The following is a 20,144-nucleotide window of genomic DNA, read 5'->3' on the forward strand; positions in this document are numbered from 1 at the left end:
CTGAGTGATCGGGCCATCCTTCAAGCTGCCAGTCGATGTATCGCCGTGCGCACGATCGTCTGAAAAGCATCGGGATCATCCAATGCGCGGGCCGTCAGCATGGCGCCGTGCACGGTGGACATCAATGCGAGCGCTTCTACCGGCGCACTCACTTCTGGCTTGAACTGCGCTTTGGCCTGGCCTTGCGAGATGACCGCTGCCAGCCACTCGCTCAGATCCTGGAAATAGCCGCGCACTTCAGCCGCAATTTCCGGCGGGATCATCGGCGCTTCCGCGGCCAGCATCGCGCAGATGCACATCGTCGATGAACCGTCGCGTATGCATCGCGCCCAGTAATCGACGTAAGCGTTCAATTGGGCTTGTGGGTCATCGCCCAAATGCTGCTGCATCGCTGCCAAGCCCTCCACAGATTGCTGCCGGTGCCGTTGCACCACCGTCAACACCAAGTCCGCCTTGCTGGGGAAATGGTGGTGGATGCTGGCCTTGCCTATCCCTACCTTTTCAGAGAGATCCGCATAGCTGAAGCCGTTGTAGCCGCCAGCTGCCAGCAATTGCCGGGCGTGTTCCGCCAATTCAGTGGCGCGAGGGGAGAGTTCAACAGTCATCGGGTCAATGGGTAGCGCTTTCGGAGATGAGCCATTCTACTAGTTGGTTGGTTGGCGTCAAGCGCCCGGTTTTTGAGGGGCGAACCACGCTTGCCTCAGTGGGCCTGCCTCAGGCAGATGCGCGTAATAGCCGTTCGGACAAGGCAGAGAAGCGTACGCTTGGCAGCAGAAAGCACAGGGCCTCCGGGTCCGCATCCAGCCTCTGAAGCAAAGGACAGTCCAAGGTTTGCGTGTCCAGCAGCAAGGGCTCCACCGAGGCAACATCCACCGGCAAGTCAATCGTCGCCAATGCCGACATGCCAGGGGCGCCGTCCGCTGTCGGAACCTCCACCACAGCGGCGTGCTGAGAGGCCAGGCGAACGATCGCATCCGACCAGCCATTGAACATCTCGGACCAAGGGGGTGACAAAACGGCGTCCGCTGCCCGCAGTGCCCTGGCCGCCAATCTTGGCGCGCTTCCATTGCCGGGCGCAATGTCGACGATGGCCTCATCGGGAGTCACGCGGAAATCGAAGCGGGCTGGCCAATGGGACGGCAAGGCATCACTGAACAGGCGCGCCCCGGCCACATGGGCCAGGCTGTCCATCACGTTGTAGACAAAGGCGACGGTGGGAATGGGCGGCGCATCAGACAGCGGCTCTGCCAGGTACAGGCGCCAGTTGCTCTGCAACGGCGAAGGCATAACGCGCCTCAAGGGACCCATCCACCGAGGACCAAAATGGCCATGCCGATAGGTCAGCACCGTCAGAGGGGTGAGCCCCTAGTAAGACCAGAGGCGCGCGCCCGCTGGGGCAAACGGAGCGGCCAGGGCTTCGTCCACCAGCCAATTCATATAGACCACATCCACCACATCGCTGTCCAAGGTCATGAAGGGCAGACGAGACATGAAGGCTCGCCGATACGTGGCAAAGCGACGTGAATTGAGCAGCTTGGCCAGGCCATTGCCAAACCTGCCCTGGTACGGGTGTGTGTAGAGATGATTCATGGAAGCGGTAGACAGCAGCGCTGGCTGGCACCGTTGCGCGGTAATGGCGGAAGGCCGGTTCTGGCCGAAAGCGCCATGTTAGCGCCAGCAGCCAGTCATCCTGCGGCTCCGCCACGATGGATCATCCTTGGAACCCTCTGCAAAGCGAACTTGCAGTCGCGACACATCCGGCCACGGCTGCTATCACTTGATGGGTCCTTGCTAACGTTTCGGATCCCCACGCACAAAGTCCACCACGGTCGGCAGTACCGGGGCTAGCCAGTCCAGCGGCCGAGCCAGCGCGGCAACGGTCGTCACGTGGCTGAGGTGGTCAAAGATCCGCATATCCACGTCGGTACCGGCAGCCCGCAAGCGGTTTGCCAGGCCGACGGTGTTGCGCTGCGTATCAACGACCTTGTCATTGCGTGCGGCCAGCAGCAAGCTGCGGGGGGCCTTGGCGTTGGCGTAGAAGATCGGCTGGGAATCGGCAGGGGTGTGCGGCCAACCAAAAGCCACCTGCACCTGGGGGTCCACAATCGGCAAAAAGTCGTAGGGCCCAGCCAGCCCAATCCAGCCCGCAAGCCGATCGGGTGTCAGGCCCAAAGGCGCCAGCCAACGCGGGTCCAAAGCCAGCATGGCGGCGTTGTAAGCCCCGGCGGAATGGCCCATCACCATCACCCGCGCCGGGTCGCCACCCAGGCTGGCTGCATGCGCCAAGGTCCACTGCAGGGCCAATGCGCAATCGCCCAGCAAGCCGTCGTACTGCACCTGGGGGCTCAGCCGGTAGTCGGCCACCACAGCGATGATGCCGTTGGCTGCCAGCGCTTCGCCGACGAATCGGTACTCGGCCCGCTCGCCACTCGTCCAGTTGCCGCCATAAAAAAAGAGCACCACTGGCGCATTGCCGGGCACCGTGCCTGTCGCTGGCTGGTACACATCCAGCAAATGCCGTGGATCGGGCCCATAGCGCACACCCGTGGGGCCGTGGTAGGTGTCATGGGCCACCAGGTGGTCGAGTACCTGGGCACCAGAACAGCCGGACAGTAGCGCTGCGATGGCGGAACCGATGCCCATGAGGCTTAGGCGGCGGTTCATGGGGGTGGAAAGTTTAGAAGAAATGGGCATGTAACCCTATACGCCACTAAACGCCTTTTGGATTCATCTGCGTACTCCAACTTGGCGCGACTGCAAAAACTCATGGACCCAATAGCCGGGAATCGGCACATCCTGTTCAGCAAAAACCGGAAAGCGCGCCAAGGGTTTGTTGAAATCGGCTCTAACAACTTTGTTGGACACCGGCCGACTTCACGATGCCTTTGAATGTGCGGAACTCCCTGCCAGCGGCAACTGCTTCAGGCTGCTTGCTGTTGTTCGACGCATGAGTAGCAAACAGTGCGGCTACCCAAATGCAGTCATTTCCACCAGTGTCCGTTGAAGCGACGTTCTAAGCCTCTCAGCTGTCACCGGAAACTTACGTAGGCCGAATAACCGCTTTGGCATGGGTTGAAGTGGGGCTATCGACCCGAAGCAGACAGTTGCTAACGGCGCAAATAACCGGCGCTGCGCGACAGCGAAGCGTCCGTGTCAATTTTCCTTGTTAGCTTTCATTCTCTGCCAAGACCCAGTCACCTTGACTAATTCTAGTCATCATAGTGAATGGGAAGTTATGGAAAAAATTTTCAATATCTTCTGATTTCACCTGATTAATGTGATGTAAATCCCCATCAGCTAACTGTAGAGCTATCATTTTCTTGGTAATTTCAGCAAATGTATCCACTTCCGAAAGCAACCACGTTTTCTGATCTCTTTCAAAAAACTCATAAGGCAGGTCATCAAGGCTTAAGTTTTTTACATCATGAATTTTATCTTTACTAAATTCTGCCAGAACAAATTCAAAAAAATCGGTGAGGTAAGAATATAAAAGATGTGTATGAAAGACAAAATAATTGTCAGCAAAGTTGATGTTATTGTTGTACTGGTTAGAGTACATATAATGAGGATTAATCAAATCATCTAAGTTAGAATTGTAGGCCTGAAAACATATTCTATTTTCCACATTTTCATCATTCACATAGAAAGGATTAACTGTGATCCCGCCGTGAACTATTCTATTCCTAATTTTATTAAGACTTTTATACCAATCCAACTGCAAGGCAATGAGTTTATTTGAATAAACCTCAAATTGTCTTTCCAAAAATTCGTACCTATTGCCTTCTTTCTTGCTAGGAAAAATTAGCTTGTCTGCTATTTGATACGCAATATCAAAAATTGTGCTAATTTTATAATAGCAATATTCAACGGAACTTATGCTAACAACCGAAGTTTGATCGTAATTTTTAATAAAATCACTATCTTTTTGAATTTTACTAATATAGGCAACTGTATAGAATAGTTTTTTAAAGTGCGTTTTTAAATTTTTAAAGAGAAAATGAATACTATCATCATCCAGAATTTCTGGTTCGTACTTGTTTAAATACATAATGAGTTTATACATTGGGCTATCAACTCTTTTCGAATTTACATCGAAATACATCGCAGATCCTCATTTGAAAGCTAACGTGGAGTTCAGCGGACGGCAAAAGCACAGCTTTTGGTGGTCCGCTGGAACGATCTGTTAGCTGTTGTTTGCTTGGAAGGCACCGATACCTTGTATGGCGAGCTCAAAATACTCGTTTAGCTTTTCACGTGCGGTGAACTTGTTGGAAAGCTCCGCCGGATGTATCGACATTGTGAGTTCAAATAGGTACTCGTCTTCGTCTGAGTCAAGCCTGCTTCTGTCGTTGTCTTCGGGTAGATAAATGTAGGCCCTTGTAAGCCTGAAACTGTATAAGACATGCTGGGGTATATAGGATATCAGCTGATGAAGTTTATCAACTCTTTGCACGTCAAACAAAAACCATGCAGAGAAGAAGCGATCTGTCTCTATATCAAGGGATGATATTAGATCTGACCAACTTCTCTGTAGGTGAAATTTATCTAGATCTTCCACCCTGGCGTTGGATGCCCTCACTAGGCGCAAGAAGCCTATTTCAGAAAACTTCGCAACAAGCCTGTCAAACAATGCGTCTTTGCTCGCGTTGAGCCTCTCTTTTAGTTCTTCATCTGATTTGTAGGCTTCTTCATGATCATCCCAATTGCTTTCACGCTCCGCGCCATACAGATAAGAATGCATGTAAGGCGTGTAGTAATCATAATGATCGGGGTCATAGTGATCACTGAATTGTAGGTAGGCGCGCAGCTTCACATCAAACGAATAGCATTGACCATCTTCCAATGCATAACCATCGCCTAGATAGTGCTTAATTTGTGCAGAGCTGTAGCGAGGCGACTCACCATTTGGATACATGTAATCCAAATACCATGTATAGCCCCCATTCTTGTCGTCGTAATATATCGATCTAACACGAATAAAGTGCTTCTCTGGCATTGCCAATGATTCTATTTCAGAAATTCTCTGACTAATAGAATCGAAGTGATGCTCGTGATATGAACCAATTCTGTTGGCGAGGTGAAAGTAATAACCTTTGTAATTGACAACCCAGTGATTAGGGTTCTCGGTGGCATATACCTTCCAAGTTGCAGACTCCGCCGATATTGGGAAGAATCTCTGTGCGATACGCCACAAACTGGCACAAGAGAGCGCCTGTTCAATAAACACATAATCCCAATAGATTGCTGTTATGTCGTTTTTGGGATTTTTCGTTATTGCCTCAAGCCGATTCACCACAGCAGATGATGGCTGCGTCGAGCAAGCAAGTATAAAACCTGCGGCATCATGCTGTGTACATGAATCTACTATGTCATCAAGATCTTCTACGCTGACGGACTTCCCGCTATGCGCGTTATGCTTGCATTGAATAAGCCATCTTTTTTTGTCGGGTGCGAAGAAGCTTTGGCGTTCCTCCACACACACAAGATCTCTCCCTCCATCGGGGCCGACACCACTCCAGTAAACTTTGTATCCTTTTGAAAAAAGCAACTCCCTAATTAGTAGTTCGAAATCTTTTCCATCTTTATTCAACTCTTTAAAATCGAGCATGGGTTTGTCCGTGGAAACAGCTAACTAAATTTAGACGACAAGCAACAAAAGTTCGTCGTTTTTATAAAAATGAATGTATCTGCAATTTCGAGAGTGAGCAATTACAAATAAACCTGTTTAGGCAACCCTAAAAATTTCGAGATTGCAGCTTGTTGTGAGGGATCAAAGGCCAATATTGGAATGACTGTTACTGGCCGATCTGCGACTATTGCAGACCGACCATGTGTTCACCCCATAGCAGTCTTCGGTTGGGCTGTTAAGTTTGGCTGCTTAGTCGGACATCACTCGTTAAAAGCCCGCGAGGTTCCGTCTTGATAGATGATGCTGTCGACGCGGAACTTCAGTTTCATATTGTCTTGCTCCGCGTTTCTAACCCATTGGTGAGATTCAATAAATTGGTTGAATCTAAATCCTGATCCCTTCTCGACGTGCGCCACGCCTACGCTTACAGGCTTTTCAATTGTCCAATTGAGTGCGAATTTTTGCTCACCAAATAAGTCTGTGAAGATGAGCACACCTTTGATGGCTCTTGCAGGCTTATCAAGACCTATTGGGTTAAACGAAATATCGAAAAATACGTAATCTTGATAGTCCTGCTTGGCGTATTTTTTCTTCAGAAGCGTGACTTCCAATATTTGTTCACGCAAGTCTCTATCTGCGGCTGTTGGAGTTGCTTCAGGCACTCCCGCTTTTGGTGAAGACTCCGAGGTTTGACTGCTGACGTTTGGGCTTAAAGCGCCAAGCTGTGGCGATGCAAGCCCATATTTAGCAACCAAGTATTGCTGACGAAGCATCGCAAGGCTGTTTCGCTCAGTAGCGGCACCCATGACTGCCATGGTTCCTGCAAGGCCACCAGAGTAAAGGTTTGCTTTTGCCTCTGCCTCCGAAACCTTGAGCTCCTGCTTCATCATCTCCTCTTCCAGCATTTTTGCGCGTTCGAGGTCAGCCTTGGAAGCGACGGTCTCGATGGTCACCTTAGCCCCGGATTCAATGGCATGGATTCGTTGCTGGATCAGGGCTTCATTGGTTTTGAGCGTTTCCAGACGTAGTGCGATCAGCGCCTTCACGAGCCCACCGCTGAACTTGGCGTTCTGCAATTCGGTCGCCGAGACCTCCTGCTTGGAGGCATCAAGCTCAGTACGTAGCGCTTGCACCTGTGCCTGCTCTTCCGAGCTTAGGCTTTTCTTACAACCAACCAGTGCCAAACAGATACAAAGCACACATACGGATAGCTGAGATCTCATATCACCCCTCACTTTTAACTTCACTGACTCACATTCTGACGGTTGGACTTTGACGCCCAACCGTATTTAGATGACAACCGAAAAGCGGTTATCGCTTTTGAAGAAATGAATCTATCCGTAAAAATGTGAGCAAACAATCGCAAGGCTATTTTTTAGTAAAGCCAACAACTTCCATATTGCAGCCCGTGTTGACCACAAAAAGCCCTGATCAAATAGCTGCTGCTGGCTCTGAGTTCAACCGACGCACGCAGGGCACCACCAGGCCCCATCCCGGCCAGCTGCGCGCACTGGCCCATACGACAGCCATACCGTTTGAGCAACCACGCACACGGGTAAGCGCCCACCATGGGTAGATCTTTCGCAGGGTTCCTGGCATCTAGTCGCCATCCACACGACGCCCTAGGCCCACAAGGCGTCGTTTGCAGTCAATAGCCAGCTATTGGCAAGCTAGACAGACAACGCAGCGGATCGCCCGAGACCGTCCGCGTTCAATCCCTCAGGCTGCCACGGCCAGTGCGCTGAGCTCCTCCCCCAAAAACCCCTCCACCGTCCGCGCCTCACGCCCCAGCACCTGGCGCACCGTCGCAGTCACCGCAGCCGCATGCCCCGCGCGCATCAGCGCAAAAAACTCGCCATGCACTTGCGCGATAAACGGGTCGGTGACGGGGGCGGCCACAGGCGCAGAAGCGGTGATGGGCCGGCCCAGCAGGCGTGATGCGATCTCGGCCAGCTTTTGCGGGCGCAGTGCCTGGCTGCCGGTCAGCACCCAGGGGCCGGATGCGCCCAGGCGTAGCTGGGCGGCTTCGGGGTTCAGCAGCGCCTCCACGGCCACATCGGCAATGTCGCGGGCATCGATGTAGGAGACACCTGCGCCCAGGTGCTGGGAGCGGAGCACATCGCCGCTGCGCAGTTCGCCTGCGATGCGCGACAGGCCCACCTGCATCCAGGCATTGGGGCGCAGCACGGTGTGGGGGATGCCACTGGCCTGCAGGCCTTCCTCGATGCGGCCATGGGCATCGCCGGACAACGAACGGCCGGGTGGATCAATGGTCCAGTCCGAGCCGGAGAGCTTGACGACGTGTTGCACACCGGCAGTGCGCGCGGCCGCCACCACGCGCAGCTGCTGCTCGGCCAGCGCCGGGCTGATCGGAGAGAGCAGGAACAGCCGCTCAATGCCAACGAGGGCCTGGCCCAGGGCCGCAGCGTCCTCAAAACTGCCCTGCGCTATCTCAACCGTATCGCCCCAGAGCGCCTGCGCGGTGGCCGCCTGGCGCACCAGCACCCGGGGTCGCGCTTGCCGGGCCAGCAGGCGCGGCACCAGCAGCTGGCCCAGGCGCCCGCTGGCGCCGCAGACCAGCACGCGGGGATGCTGGTTCGCACTCATGCGCGCAGCGCCTCTGGCTGCGCCGCGCTTTGCGCGGGCGCATTCTCGGCCAGCAAGCGGTTCAGCGGCCGGGCATCCACCCAGTCGGCGACCGAGAAATCGGCCGGCAAAAAGCCCCATTCCAGCAAAAAGTCCTTGAAGTAGCCGATCGCATCGACCAGCTCGGGCTCCAGGCTGATGCCCAGATGGCGGTGGACATCGGCGCCGTTGGAGGCCAGGATGGCCTCTTCGCTGGTGGCGATCTCGCGGGCCACAAAGCGCAGGGTCTCGTCGGGATGGGCCTCGGCCCAGCGGCCGGCGCGCTGCACCACGCGCAGCAGCGCCAGCACCAGGTCCGGGCGCTGCTCGGCCAGGGCGGCGTCCACCGTCAAGGTGCGGGGCGTGCCATTGTTGATGCGCACACGCGGGTCAGGGTGGCGGCCAAATTCGCTGACCAGCTGCGCGCCGATCAGGTTGGCCACCAAGAGGCCCTCGGCGCCTTTGACAAAGATCGCATCGACCTCGCCGCGCACCAAGGCGTCCGCCTCGCGGAAATACGGGTGGCGGCGGCGCAGGCCAAAGAGGCTGGGCGTGCCATGCTGCTGGATCACCGACTCCTCAATCACCAGGTCCACCAGCTGCACATCGCTGTGCTGCAGGCCCACCAAGGACAGGCCCGAGACCAGGCCCTTGAGGGCGGTGGCGCGGTGGAAGTCGATCAGGTCATTGACGCGATGGGGCACGCCAAAGCGCTTGCCCGCCAGGTCCTCGGGCTTGTCGATGCCCCGGCCCGGCAAGGTCACCAACGCCTGGAACTCGTCCGTCCAGGTAATGGCCACCAAGCGCGTATCGCTGCCTTTGGCCCGCGCCCAGATAGGCGGAATATTGCCGCCCTGGCGGAAGGACCAGGGCAGGCTGTGGTCAAAATGGCTCTCGCGCACCTTGCGGTCCTTGGAGTCAAAGATGGATTCGACCCCAATGCCCAGCGCCGCAAAGGCCTGCTGCAGCCAGCCTTGCTGCGCGGCAATGCCCAGTGGGGATGGAACAGGGCAGCGGGTGTACCAGAGCGAGCTGGGTTGTGCGGCTTGTGCAGCTTGCTCGTTGGGAATGTTGGAAGCGCTTGTCATGGGTTTCTCCTGGTGGAAAGGGATCAGGACGCGGCCAGCCAGACGCCGGCCAGGTTGCCGGCCACGCCATCCGCACCCACCGTGTGGTTGCGCACGCGCTTGTCGGCAATGGTGTAGATGTCGGGGGCGACCAAGGTGATGTCGGGCAGATCGGTGGCGATGTGCTTTTGGAACTCGGCCACCTCGCGGATGCGCTGGGCCTCGTTCATCTCGACGGCGGCAGACTCCAGCAGGCGGTCCACCTCTGGGCTGGCGTAGTGCGAGCCGTTGGAGAACGGCAGCCCGCGCTGAAAGCTCTTGGACCAGTACAGGCGCTGGATGCCCACCGTCGGGTCAAAGGTGTTGCTCATCGCGCTCACATGCAGGTCAAAGGCGCGGTCGGTGTAGATGCGCTTGATGTAGGTGGCAAAGTCCTGGCTGTTGATCTGCACATCGATGCCGATGCGCCCCAGCGCCTGCTTGAGGAAATCGCCGGTGCGCTGGCCACCCTCGTTGGGGATGGGGGTCAGGTTCAGGCGCGCGCGCCACTGGCCGCCGGCCTTGCCGCGCGTGAGCCCGGCGTCGTCCAGCAGCTTTTCTGCGCGCTTGATGTCATAGGGCAGCACCGGCAGATCGGGCACATAGAACTTTTTCAGCGCCGGGTGCACCGGGCCGGTGGTCAGCTTGCCCTGGCCGTACCAGGCCACCTTGAGCAGGTTCTCGCGCTGCAGCGCGTGGGCAATGGCCTGGCGCACGCGCAGGTCCTTGAGCAAGTCGCTCTCCAGGTTGAACTCCAGCCGGTAAACGCTGTTGATGTACTCGTAGCCCCGGGTTTCGAACTGCAGGCCCGGCTTGGCGCGCAGGCGATCGACCTCGGCAAAGGGCACCGGCGAGCTGGGCGCAATCTGCACCTGGCCGCTTTCGATGGCCGCCGTGCGCGCGGCGGCATCGGGGATAAAGCGCACCACCAGGCGGTCGATATAGGGCTTGTCGCCATCCCAGTAATGGGGGTTGCGCTCGTAGATCACATGGCTGCCGCGCACCCATTCCTTGAACACAAAGGGGCCCGTGCCCACGGGCGCATTGTTGGCCGGGTTGGTGTCGGCCCGGCCGCTGGAATAGAGGTGCTTGGGCACGATGGGCGACTCTGAGGCCGCCAGCGCCGTGATCAGGTAGGGGATGGGGCGGCTGAGCTTAAGCACCACGGTGTGCGCGTCGGGCGCCTGCACCTCCGCCACGCCGGCAAAGGTGGCGCGGCCCCGGGGGTGGAACTCCTTGAGCAGGCCGATCGAGTGCAGCACATCGGCCGAGGTAAAAGGCTTGCCGTCATGCCATTTGACGCCCTGGCGCAGCTGAAAGCGGTAGACCAGGCCATCGGGGCTGATGGACCAGGCCACGGCCAGCTGCGGCTGGGGGTTGAGGTTGAAGTCATAGGTCAGCAGCCCCTCGGTCACCTTGCCCGATATCGTCACCGACGAGCCAGCGGTGTGGGCAATCGTCGTCAGGGTCGGTGGCTCGGGGAAGAGCAGCAGGTTCAGGGTGCCGCCTTTTTGCGGCTTGTCCTGCGCCCAGGCCAGGCTGGGGACGGCGCTGCCGATGCCAGAGGCAGCAGCGGCCAGCATAAAGTGGCGGCGCGAGGCGAGCGAGAAATCGGGATCAAAGGGCATGCGATGTACCAAGTGTTAAGAAGTGGCGGCCGCGCTCAGGCAGCGGCCTGGCGCTTTTGCAAAGCAGCACGGCCGGTGTTGCTGCGGATGAGGCTGTTGGCCGGTGAATGGATCTGGCTGCACAGCACATTGCGCAAATGGCGCTCCAGCGCATTGCGCCGCGCCAGGCCGTGGTTGCCGGCCAGCTCCAGCGCCAGCTGCACCACGCGCAAGGCGTTGTCCACGGCCACATGCTTGGCCACGGCGACCAGGCCATCGGGGGCGGTGCCGCTGTCGTAGGCGCGGGCATGGCTGTCCAGCAGCCAGTCGCTGCTTTGCAGCAGCACCTCGATCTCGCCAAACTTTTCCTGCACGGTGGCGAGCGATGCCAAGCTGGCACCGCCCAGCGCACTGGGGCGGCGCTGGTTCAAAAATGCGGCCAGCCAGTCGCGGGCCGAGCGCGCTGCGCCGTCATACACCGTGGCCACCAGGCTGAAGTACCAGGCAATGCCATGGGCCTCGCGCTGCAGGCCCAGGCTGGCGGGGCGCAGCCCCACCGCATGGTGGTCGGGCACCCAGGCACCGTCGAGCACCAGGTCGTGGCTGACGGTGGCGCGCATGCCCATGGGGTTCCAGGTGTCGACCAGGCGCGCACCGGCGGTATCGCGAGGCAGCACAAAGCTGCCCAGGCGCGGCTCGGGCTCATCGGTCACGGCCAGCACGCTGATCCAGGCCAGCAGCGGCCCTCCCGTCACATAAACCTTGTGGCCGCTCAGCTGCCAGCCGCCGGCCACGCGCTTGGCCCGTGTGGCCGGCAAGCCGCCGTGCGATGGCGAGCCCAGCTCCGGCTCTACCTGGGCGGCATTGAGCAAGGCGGGGCCTTGCAGGCTGGCCGCTATCAGCTGCGCCGCCAGGTCTGCCGGCCACTCGCCCTGCCCCGCCCGCTGCGAGCGGGCAATGGCCGCATGGTTGCTGTAGTGCATCGCCAAAATCAAGGCCACCGCCGGGTCGCCCTGGGCAATGGCACCGACCACCGCACGCGCGCTGGCCAGGCCGGCGCCATGGCCCCCGGCCTCGCGGGCAATGGTCAGCCGCAGCAGATCGGCCTGGTGCAACAGCGCAAACTGTGGCGCGGGTGCAGCGCCACTGGCGTCGTGGGCCTCGGCCAGCGCCGCCAGTTGCCCGGCCAGCGCATGGGCGCGGGCCAGCAAGGCGGCCTCGTCCAGCGCCGGGCCTGGGGCTGTGGTGGCCGTGTCCAGTGGCTGCTGCAGCGCCTCCAGCACCGCGCTCATGCATCCCCCTGCGCATAGCGGGGTGGCACCACAAAGCCGCCCTGGGCCTGCTCCCAGGCATGGGCAAAGGCGATGGTGGTGCGGTCTTCCAGGTAGGGGCCGACCACCTGGGCGCTGATCGGCAGGCCCTCGTCATCCAGCCCAACCGGGAAGCTGGTGGCGGGCAGGCCCGGCAGCACCGGCAAACCGGCCCAGTAAAACAGCTCGCGAAAGCCGATCTCGCGCACCCCATCGGCATAGGCCACGGGAAAGCGGCGCGCCTCTTTGTGGCCCTGCTGCTGGTGCACAAAGGCGGGGGTCGGCGCCACGGGGGTCAGCACCACATCAAAAGCGCTGAACAGCTGCTCCCACTGGTGGCTCAGCGCATGGCGGTGCTCGTTGTCCTGCAGCCAGGTGGCATGGGGCAGGCTGGGCGCGCGCAGCAAGGCGGCCTCGGCGCTGCGGTCATCGGGCTCCAGCTCGGCCAGGCGCTGCTGCTGCGCCTCGGTCAGCGGGGCCGCATTGGCGACGGACGAGCCCAGCAGGCTGCGGTAGGTGCGGTGCTGCTCGCTCAAATCAGGGCGCTGCGCGGGCGGCAAATCGCGCCACTGCGTGGTCTGCACGCCCTGGGCCTGCAAGGCGGTGACGACGCGCTCAATCACCAGCTGCTCGGACAGGCTCGCCTCCTGGCCCGGCCAGGCACCCAGCACCAGCACCCGAAAATCCTGCAGCCGCTGGTGGCGGGGCGGTGGCAAGCTAGCCTGCCAGCCCTTGGCTTGCAGCGGATCGAGGTTGAGCAACTGCTCCAGCGCCAGCCCCAGGTCCAGCGCAGTGCGCGCCAGCGGCCCGGCCACCGACAGATCGCGTGCGCTAAAACGCCCCTGCGGCGCGCCCGTGCCGCGCATCGAGATCAGCCCGTAGCTGGTCTTGTGGCCAAACACGCCGTTGAAGTGCGCGGGAATGCGCACCGAACCACCAATGTCCGTGCCCAGCTCCAGCGCCACAAAGCCCGCCGCCACGGCCGCCGCGCTGCCGCCCGACGAGCCGCCTGGCGTGCGCTGCAAATCCCAGGGGTTGCTGCTGCTGCCGTAAACGGCGTTGTAGCTTTGCAGATCGCTCAGCGCCAGCGGTACATTGCTTTTGCCGATCAGCACCGCGCCCGCCGCGCGCAAGGCCGCCACCGCCGGCGCATCCTGCCGGGCGATATTGCTGCGATAGTCGGGGTTGCCCACGGTGGTGGGCAGGCCTGCGACATCGAAGTTTTCCTTCACCGTTATCGGCAGGCCCAAGAGCGGCTTGCGCTCGCCTCGCTGCAAGGCTTGGTCAGCCGCCCGGGCATCGCGCCGGGCTTGTTCGATGGCACGCACCGGGATCGCGTTCAGCTCGCCATCGTGGCGCTCGATGCGGGCCAGCGCCTGCTCCAGCAGTTCTAGCGCGCTGATGCGGCCATCGGCCAAGGCCTGCAGCTGCTCGCGGGCGCTGGCAAATGCCAGGCTGGGCGCAATGCGCGGGGTGCCTGCTGCGGCCTCGCTGAGCGTGGTTTCGTTAGGGAAGTCGATGTTGGTCGTCATTGGCGTGCCTCCAGCCACAGGTCAGAAAAGTCTCCAGCCGTCAGGTCAATGCTGTTGTTGAGCCCATGCACCCGGGTGCTGTGTACCCGCAGCGCAGAGGGCACGGTCGCGAGCGGGTAGACGGGCAGCTCGCGACCAACGATCTGCTGGATCTCGCGGAACTGCGCCGCACGCTTGGCCTCGTCAACCTCGACAGCGGCCTGGCGGAACAGGTTGTCGACCTGGGGGTTGTTGTAGTGCGAGGCATTGATCCAGATCAGCGGGTTCTTGATGCCGTCGGACCAGTAGATGCGCTGCACGCCGACGGAAGGATCAAACAAGCGGCCCAGGCCGTTGATGTTCAGGTCGAACTCACGGGCGGTGTAGGCGCGCTTCAAAAAGGTGGGCAGGTCGCCGTCCAGAATGTCCACCTTGATGCCCACGCGGTTGAGCGCAGAGCGCAGGTACTCAGCCGTCTGCTTGAACTGCGCGCCTGGGATATAGGTGAGCTTGACGGCAAAGCGCTGGCCATTGGCCTGGCGCGGGTAGCCTGCCGTATCGAGCAGCTGGTTGGCGCGGGCCACATCAAAGCCGTAGTTGAACTGGCTGTCGTCGTAATAAGCACCCAGCACCTTGGGGATGGGCGAGTTCACCAGCTCGGCCTGCTTGTAGTAGACGTTGTTGACGATGAAGTTGCGGTCCACCGCATGGGCAATCGCATGGCGCACCTCGGGCTTGGCCAGCACCGGGTTTTCAACGTTGAACTCCAGGAACGAGGCATTGTTCAAGAACGCGTCATAGCTGGCGTCGAGCTTGAGGCTGGGCTTTTGCAGCAAGCGGCCCAGGTCGGCCAGCGCCAGGTTCTGTGCCACATCGGCCTCGCCCGTTTCAATGGCGGCCGAGATGGCGGCCGGATCGCGCACAAAGCGGATCACCACCCGGTCCACATGGGGCACGCCCGGGCGCCAGTAGCTCGGGTTGCGCTTGAGGATCACATGGCTGCCGCGCACCCACTGCTCAAAAATGAACGGGCCCGTACCCACCGGTGCGTTGGAATTGGGGCTGCCCAGCGGATCGCCATCGCCATAGCGGTGCGCCGGCACAATCGGCAGCTCCGCCGATGACAGCGATTTGATCAGGAAGGGCGCGGGCTTGGACAGCACCAGCACTGCCGTGTGCGCGTCAGGCGTATCGACCCGCTCCAGGTTCTGTAAGGTAATACGGCCGCGCGGCCCCAGCTTTTTCTGAGTCAGAAACGAGTAGCGCACATCGGCCGAGCTGAAATCGTGGCCATCGTGGAACTTAACGCCCTGGCGCAGCTTGAAGCGGTACTGCAGGCCATCGGGGCTGACCGTCCAGGATGTTGCCAGCAAGGGCTGGGGCTGGAACTTGGCGTCATAGCGCAGCAGGCCTTCGGTGATCTTGGCGCTGACATCGCGGTTGTCGGTCTTGGTGTCCAGAAAGGACACCAGCGAGGTCGGCTCTTGCGCGACGACGGATGTGACGGTGCCGCCCTTGACGGGCGTGGCGGGTGCCTGGGCATAGGCAGCCCCAAAGCTGCTGGCAGCCAGCAGGCCCCAGGCCAGGTTTTTGTAGAGAGTTCGCATGGGCAGTGGTCCAGGAGAGAAGGCGCAGACAAAGCGCGGATAGCACGCAAAAAGCGCAAAGAAAACGGGAGGGGCGGAGAAAGTCTGTGGATAAGTGCGGCGCACAGTGCAGGCGCTACGGCTAGAAGCGCAGCCCCGCCTGCTTCATCAGCGGCAAGATGCGGTCGCCAAAAAACTCCAGGTCGGGCTTGAAGTCAAAAAAGCTCAGCTGCAGCCCATCGATGCCCGCACGCTTGAGCTGTACAAACTGCTCCACCACCTGCTCGGGCGTACCGATCACTTCGATATTGCCGCCGATAGCGCGGCGCTTGGGGGCGTCAAGGGCCGTGCGGCCCCGCCAGGCATGGGCATCGCTCTTGAGGCTGCTAAAGCCCTCGGGCGTGCGCTGGTCCTGGTGGGCCACGATGGCATCGTGGTAGGCCCAGGTCTCGGCCTCGGTATCGCGGCTGATGACCATGGGGTTGAGCAAGGTGCGCACCGTGCGGCCGGCATCGCGCGCCACCTGTTTGACCCGAGCGGCGTGGGCGGGCAGCACCTCAATGGCGCGGGCAAAGTCGGATGCGCCGGGGCTGGTGATAAACACCAGGTCCGAATGCTTGGCGGCAAAGGCGATGCCGGCGTCCGACCCGGTGGCGTTGACCAGTGCCGGCCGGCCAAAGCGGGGCTTGGGGCTGACAAATCCTCCCCCCAGCTTCCAGGACGATTGCCCCTCAAACGAATAGTTCTCGTCATAGGACCACAGGCGCTGCACCACCTCGATGAACTCCGAGGCCAGGTCATAGCGCCGGTCATGTTCGATCTGGTCCCAGCCAAACATCTTGTGCTCGACCTCGCGGTGGCCGGTGACGATATTGATGCCCCAGCGCCCGCCCGAGATATGGTCCAAGGTAGCGCCCCACTTGGCCAGGTGCAAGGGGTGCAGCGGGCCGTAGAGCACATGGATGGTCGAGATCAGCATGATGCGGCTAGTGACCGAGGTCAGCGCCGCCGTGGTGGCAAAAGAGTCCAGCGCCTCGCCATTGAACACCCCGCCATAGCCGCCCTTGGGCAGCCACTGCGACAGCGCAAACACCAGATCGAACCCGAGGTCTTCGGCCTTCAGCACCAGGTCCTTGTTGTAGTCAAAGCGCCAGTCGGTGCTGCGCGGCAGGGTCGAGGCGCTCCAGCCTCCTGCCTGGATCGGCAAAAACAGGCCCAGCAAAATCGGCTGCGCAAAGGCTTGCGCCAGCGGGCTGTCCGGAAAATCCAGCGGCGATGCGAAGCGCTCTGTATCGGCGAGCGTATCCAGGGGTATTGCAGAGTTCATAGATCAGCCAATGGGTCAAAACAAAGGATGGCGATCCGGCCTCAACACAAACCGGTTATTCAAACACCACCGCGCCCTTCGATAATCACATAAACCATGCAGGCGCTCTTGCGCCTATTTTGCATTTGTATATTCAAAAATCAGCCATGGCTGCCGGCAGATCTTTTGAAACGCGGCACACCGCCAAAGCCCACAACAGGCATCGTCACCGCATATAGCTTGTGGGCATATGCAGCAAGGCAAACAAAATATGCGACTTGGGAGGCGTTTAATAACAAAAACCATCGGTGAGCATCCGCCAACCGATAAAAATCAGATACCGATATTTGTTATTTAGTTTGTGCTTTTCCATATATGAAATGGCATGCTGCAAATACCCCTGATGGCGCACGAACCCTCCTATCATGGATGGGTTCACCCCCATTAATAATCCGCATGAGTACCACCCCACGTTTATTAAGATCGCTCTGGTTCAATGCCAAATATGCCGTGCCCACGGTGCTGGGCGTTGCGATCCTGAACTTTTTGCTGCTGCAGCTCACGCCCGGTGATGCGGCCGATGTGATGGCCGGTGAATCAGGCGCGGCCACAGCCGAAACCCTGGCGGCGCTGCGCACGCGCTTTGGGCTGGATCTGAGCGTGTTGGAGCAGCTGCAGGCCTACCTGGGCAACCTGGCGCATTTCAGCCTAGGCTTCTCCCCGCGCTACAACATGCCGGTGATGGAGCTGATTGGCCAGCGCCTGCCCAGCACCTTGCTGCTGATGGGCCTGGCACTGGCCATTGCGCTCAGTCTGGGCATTGCACTGGGCACAGCGATGGCCTATTTTGCGGGCCGCCTGCCGGACCGCCTGCTGTCCGTGCTGTCGCTGCTGTTCTATTCGGTGCCGGGCTTCTGGACCGGGCTGATGCTGATCGTGCTGTTCTCGGTCAAGCTCGGCTGGCTGCCCAGTGGTGGCTCGGCCAGCATTGGTTCGCAGCTGAGCGGCCTGGCCGCCGTGCTCGACCAGTTGCGCTACATGGTGCTGCCTGCTACCTCGCTGGCGCTCTTTTATGTGGCGATCTACGCCCGCCTCACCCGCGCGGCGATGCTGGAGGTGCAGTCGCAAGATTTTGTACGCACTGCCGCTGCCAAAGGCCTCTCGCCCTGGCGCATCACCGTGCGCCATGTGCTGCGCAATGCCCTGCTGCCGGTCACCACCATGGCCGGCATGCACCTGGGCGGCATGCTCGGCGGCGCCGTCGTCGTCGAGACCGTCTACAGCTGGCCCGGCCTGGGCCGCCTGGCCTTTGAGGCCGTGCTGAGCCGCGATTTCAGCGTGCTCATGGGTGTGCTGTTTCTCTCTTCCTTGCTCGTGATCGCCGCCAATGTGCTGGTCGATCTGCTGCATGCCTGGCTGGATCCCCGAATCGAGGTGCGCTGATGTCTTTGTCTTCCTCTACCCCAGCGCTGCCGATCCCCCCGGCCGCCGCCCACCCGCTGGCTGCCGCGCAAGCAGCGCGCAGCACTACCAGCAACGCCGAGCCCGATTCCCTGCCCTGGCCCAATGTGCATGCGCCCGATGCGGTGCGCACGACCACCAGCGCCGCCAACGCCGGCAGCGGCAGCCAGGGCTACCGCGCGCTGCGTGTGTTTCTGCGCAACCCCACGGCCATGCTGGGCTGTGCCTTTTTGCTGGCGGTGTTGGCACTGGCGCTGACGGCACCCTGGCTTTTTCCCGGCGACCCGCTGGACATGGTGGCCCAGCCCTTTGTCTGGCCGGGCCAGGATGCGGCCTACCTGCTGGGCACCGACTCCATGGGCCGCGATGTGGCAGCGGGCATTGCCCACGGAGCGCGCGTGTCGCTGCTGGTCGGCGTGTCGGCCACCTTGATCGGCCTGAGCCTGGGCATTGGCATTGGTGCCGTGAGCGGCTACTTTGGCGGCTGGGTCGATGAGCTGTTGCAGCGCGTGGTGGTGCTGTTCCAGACGATACCCAGCTTTATCTTGCTGGTGGTGCTGGTGGCGATTGCCCAGCCCGCCATCGGCACCATCGTGGTGGCGATCGGCCTGGTGACCTGGCCGACGGTGGCGCGCCTGGTGCGGGCCGAGTTCCGCGCGCTGCGCCACAAGGAGTTTGTGCTGGCCGCCCGCGCGCTGGGCTACTCGCACAGCCGCATCATCTTTCGCGAGATGCTGCCCAATGCGCTGCCGCCCATCATCGTCACTTCGTCGGTGATGGTGGCCTCGGCCATCTTGCTCGAATCGGCGCTGTCCTTCATGGGCATGGGCGACCCGAACGTCATCAGCTGGGGCAGCATGATCGGCTCGGGCCGCGACCTGCTGCGCACCGCCTGGTACCTGACGGCCGCACCCGGCCTGGCCATCGTGTTTGCCGTGCTGGCCTTCAACCTGATTGGGGATGGTTTGAACGACGCCCTCAACCCCCGTCTGTCGCAGGAGCGCTGAATGTCCCCATCCCCCTTGCTTGATGTGCGCGGGCTGAGCATCCGCTTCCCCCAGCTCGATCCCGTGCGCGGGCTGAGCTTTTCGGTACAGGCTGGCGAAACCCTGGCCATCGTCGGCGAGTCCGGCTCGGGCAAATCGCTCACCGCGCTGGCGCTGATGCGCCTGCTGCCCCGGGCCGCCCGCATTGCGCAGGGCGAGGTCTGGTTCAACGGCCAGAACCTGCTGGACCTGAGCGAGCCGGCGATGCGCCAGCTGCGCGGGCGCGAGATCGGCATGATCTTCCAGGAGCCGATGACCTCGCTCAACCCCGTCTACACCATTGGCTGGCAGATTGCCGAGGTGCTGCGCCAGCACGAGCGCCTGTCGGCCAAGGCGGCCCGCCTGCGCGCCATCGAGCTGCTCGATACCGTACGAATCTCCGATCCGCAGCGCCGGGTGGATGATTTTCCGCACCAGCTCTCTGGCGGCATGCGCCAGCGCGTGATGATTGCCATGGCCATTGCCTGCCGCCCGCGCCTGCTGATTGCCGACGAACCCACCACCGCCCTCGACGTAACCATCCAGGCCCAGGTGCTGGACCTGCTCGACGGGCTGCGCAAGGACTTGTCTATGGGCCTGATCCTGATCACCCACGACCTGGGCGTTGTCTCGCAATGGGCCGACCGCGTGGTGGTGATGTATGCCGGCCGCGAGGTGGAACAAGCCCGCCCCGGCCCGCTGTTTGACGAGCCCCTGCACCCCTACACCCAGGGCCTGCTGGCGGCATCGCCCCGGCTGCAGCCCGGCGCGCATTACCTCGATGGGCCGCTGACCGAGATTCGCGGCAGCATCAGCTCGGCCATTGGCCAGGCCGGCTGTGCCTTTGCGCCGCGCTGCCCGCGCGCCCAGGCCTATTGCCACAGCGTGGTGCCGCCCCTGCAAGTAGCAGGCCCCCAACGCCTCAGCGCCTGCCCCATCACCTTGCCTGCGTCTGCACGCAGCGCCCAACTTGCCTAG

General features: G+C 60.6%; 17 protein-coding genes. 3 read left to right on the forward strand and 14 right to left on the reverse strand.

The window, feature by feature from the left end; translation table 11 throughout:
* Positions 1 to 20: 20 nt before the first annotated feature.
* The 14 genes from M2375_RS09735 to M2375_RS09800 form a co-directional block, all read right to left on the reverse strand.
* Positions 21 to 605 carry a TetR/AcrR family transcriptional regulator gene (locus M2375_RS09735; protein ID WP_259165549.1) on the reverse strand — a complete coding sequence of 195 codons (585 nt, stop codon included), beginning with the start codon at positions 603 to 605 and terminating at the stop codon, positions 21 to 23.
* Positions 606 to 714: 109 nt separating this feature from the next.
* Positions 715 to 1,287 (reverse strand): hypothetical protein, encoded by a 573-nt coding sequence (locus tag M2375_RS09740; protein ID WP_259165550.1) that lies wholly within the window; start codon positions 1,285 to 1,287, stop codon positions 715 to 717.
* A gap of 78 nt (positions 1,288 to 1,365) precedes the next feature.
* Complete coding sequence (locus M2375_RS09745) at positions 1,366 to 1,491, reverse strand: hypothetical protein (RefSeq protein WP_259165552.1); 126 nt, start codon at positions 1,489 to 1,491, stop codon at positions 1,366 to 1,368.
* 300 nt (positions 1,492 to 1,791) lie between these two features.
* Positions 1,792 to 2,664: an alpha/beta hydrolase gene (locus tag M2375_RS09750; protein ID WP_259165553.1), complete on the reverse strand. Its 873-nt coding sequence runs from the start codon at positions 2,662 to 2,664 to the stop codon at positions 1,792 to 1,794.
* A gap of 502 nt (positions 2,665 to 3,166) precedes the next feature.
* Positions 3,167 to 4,102: a hypothetical protein gene (locus M2375_RS09755; RefSeq protein ID WP_259165554.1), complete on the reverse strand. Its 936-nt coding sequence runs from the start codon at positions 4,100 to 4,102 to the stop codon at positions 3,167 to 3,169.
* A gap of 81 nt (positions 4,103 to 4,183) precedes the next feature.
* A complete protein-coding gene (locus tag M2375_RS09760) occupies positions 4,184 to 5,608 on the reverse strand; it encodes a restriction endonuclease (RefSeq protein ID WP_259165555.1) in 1,425 nt (474 codons plus the stop codon).
* Between the two features lie 281 nt (positions 5,609 to 5,889).
* Positions 5,890 to 6,852 (reverse strand): hypothetical protein, encoded by a 963-nt coding sequence (locus tag M2375_RS09765; protein WP_259165556.1) that lies wholly within the window; start codon positions 6,850 to 6,852, stop codon positions 5,890 to 5,892.
* 496 nt (positions 6,853 to 7,348) lie between these two features.
* Positions 7,349 to 8,236: an NAD(P)H-binding protein gene (locus M2375_RS09770; protein ID WP_259165557.1), complete on the reverse strand. Its 888-nt coding sequence runs from the start codon at positions 8,234 to 8,236 to the stop codon at positions 7,349 to 7,351.
* Positions 8,233 to 9,342: an ABC transporter substrate-binding protein gene (locus M2375_RS09775; protein ID WP_259165558.1), complete on the reverse strand. Its 1,110-nt coding sequence runs from the start codon at positions 9,340 to 9,342 to the stop codon at positions 8,233 to 8,235. Before M2375_RS09775 ends, M2375_RS09770 begins: the two co-directional genes overlap by 4 nt.
* 23 nt (positions 9,343 to 9,365) lie before the next feature.
* Complete coding sequence (locus M2375_RS09780; RefSeq protein ID WP_259165559.1) at positions 9,366 to 10,988, reverse strand: ABC transporter substrate-binding protein; 1,623 nt, start codon at positions 10,986 to 10,988, stop codon at positions 9,366 to 9,368.
* Between the two features lie 35 nt (positions 10,989 to 11,023).
* The gene (locus M2375_RS09785; RefSeq protein ID WP_259165560.1) at positions 11,024 to 12,259 is read right to left on the reverse strand and encodes an acyl-CoA dehydrogenase family protein; all 1,236 of its coding nucleotides are present in this window, start codon (positions 12,257 to 12,259) and stop codon (positions 11,024 to 11,026) included.
* Positions 12,256 to 13,809 carry an amidase gene (locus M2375_RS09790; protein ID WP_259165561.1) on the reverse strand — a complete coding sequence of 518 codons (1,554 nt, stop codon included), beginning with the start codon at positions 13,807 to 13,809 and terminating at the stop codon, positions 12,256 to 12,258. The genes M2375_RS09785 and M2375_RS09790 overlap by 4 nt, the downstream gene beginning before the upstream one ends.
* Complete coding sequence (locus M2375_RS09795; RefSeq protein WP_259165562.1) at positions 13,806 to 15,395, reverse strand: ABC transporter substrate-binding protein; 1,590 nt, start codon at positions 15,393 to 15,395, stop codon at positions 13,806 to 13,808. Before M2375_RS09795 ends, M2375_RS09790 begins: the two co-directional genes overlap by 4 nt.
* Positions 15,396 to 15,516: 121 nt before the next feature.
* Positions 15,517 to 16,701 carry an LLM class flavin-dependent oxidoreductase gene (locus M2375_RS09800; protein ID WP_259165563.1) on the reverse strand — a complete coding sequence of 395 codons (1,185 nt, stop codon included), beginning with the start codon at positions 16,699 to 16,701 and terminating at the stop codon, positions 15,517 to 15,519.
* A gap of 435 nt (positions 16,702 to 17,136) precedes the next feature.
* Here M2375_RS09800 and M2375_RS09805 point away from each other — a divergent pair, with 435 nt between their 5' ends.
* The 3 genes from M2375_RS09805 to M2375_RS09815 are packed head-to-tail and all read left to right on the forward strand — an operon-like array spanning position 17,137 to position 20,144.
* Entirely contained in the window at positions 17,137 to 18,123 is a 987-nt protein-coding gene (locus M2375_RS09805; protein WP_259165564.1) for an ABC transporter permease, read from the forward strand.
* Positions 18,123 to 19,148 carry an ABC transporter permease gene (locus M2375_RS09810; RefSeq protein ID WP_259165565.1) on the forward strand — a complete coding sequence of 342 codons (1,026 nt, stop codon included), beginning with the start codon at positions 18,123 to 18,125 and terminating at the stop codon, positions 19,146 to 19,148. Before M2375_RS09805 ends, M2375_RS09810 begins: the two co-directional genes overlap by 1 nt.
* Positions 19,149 to 20,144 carry an ABC transporter ATP-binding protein gene (locus M2375_RS09815; RefSeq protein WP_259165566.1) on the forward strand — a complete coding sequence of 332 codons (996 nt, stop codon included), beginning with the start codon at positions 19,149 to 19,151 and terminating at the stop codon, positions 20,142 to 20,144. It begins immediately after the preceding gene.

The sequence above is a fragment of the Comamonas sp. BIGb0152 genome, from assembly GCF_024809975.1.
Taxonomy (GTDB): Bacteria; Pseudomonadota; Gammaproteobacteria; order Burkholderiales; family Burkholderiaceae_C; genus Comamonas.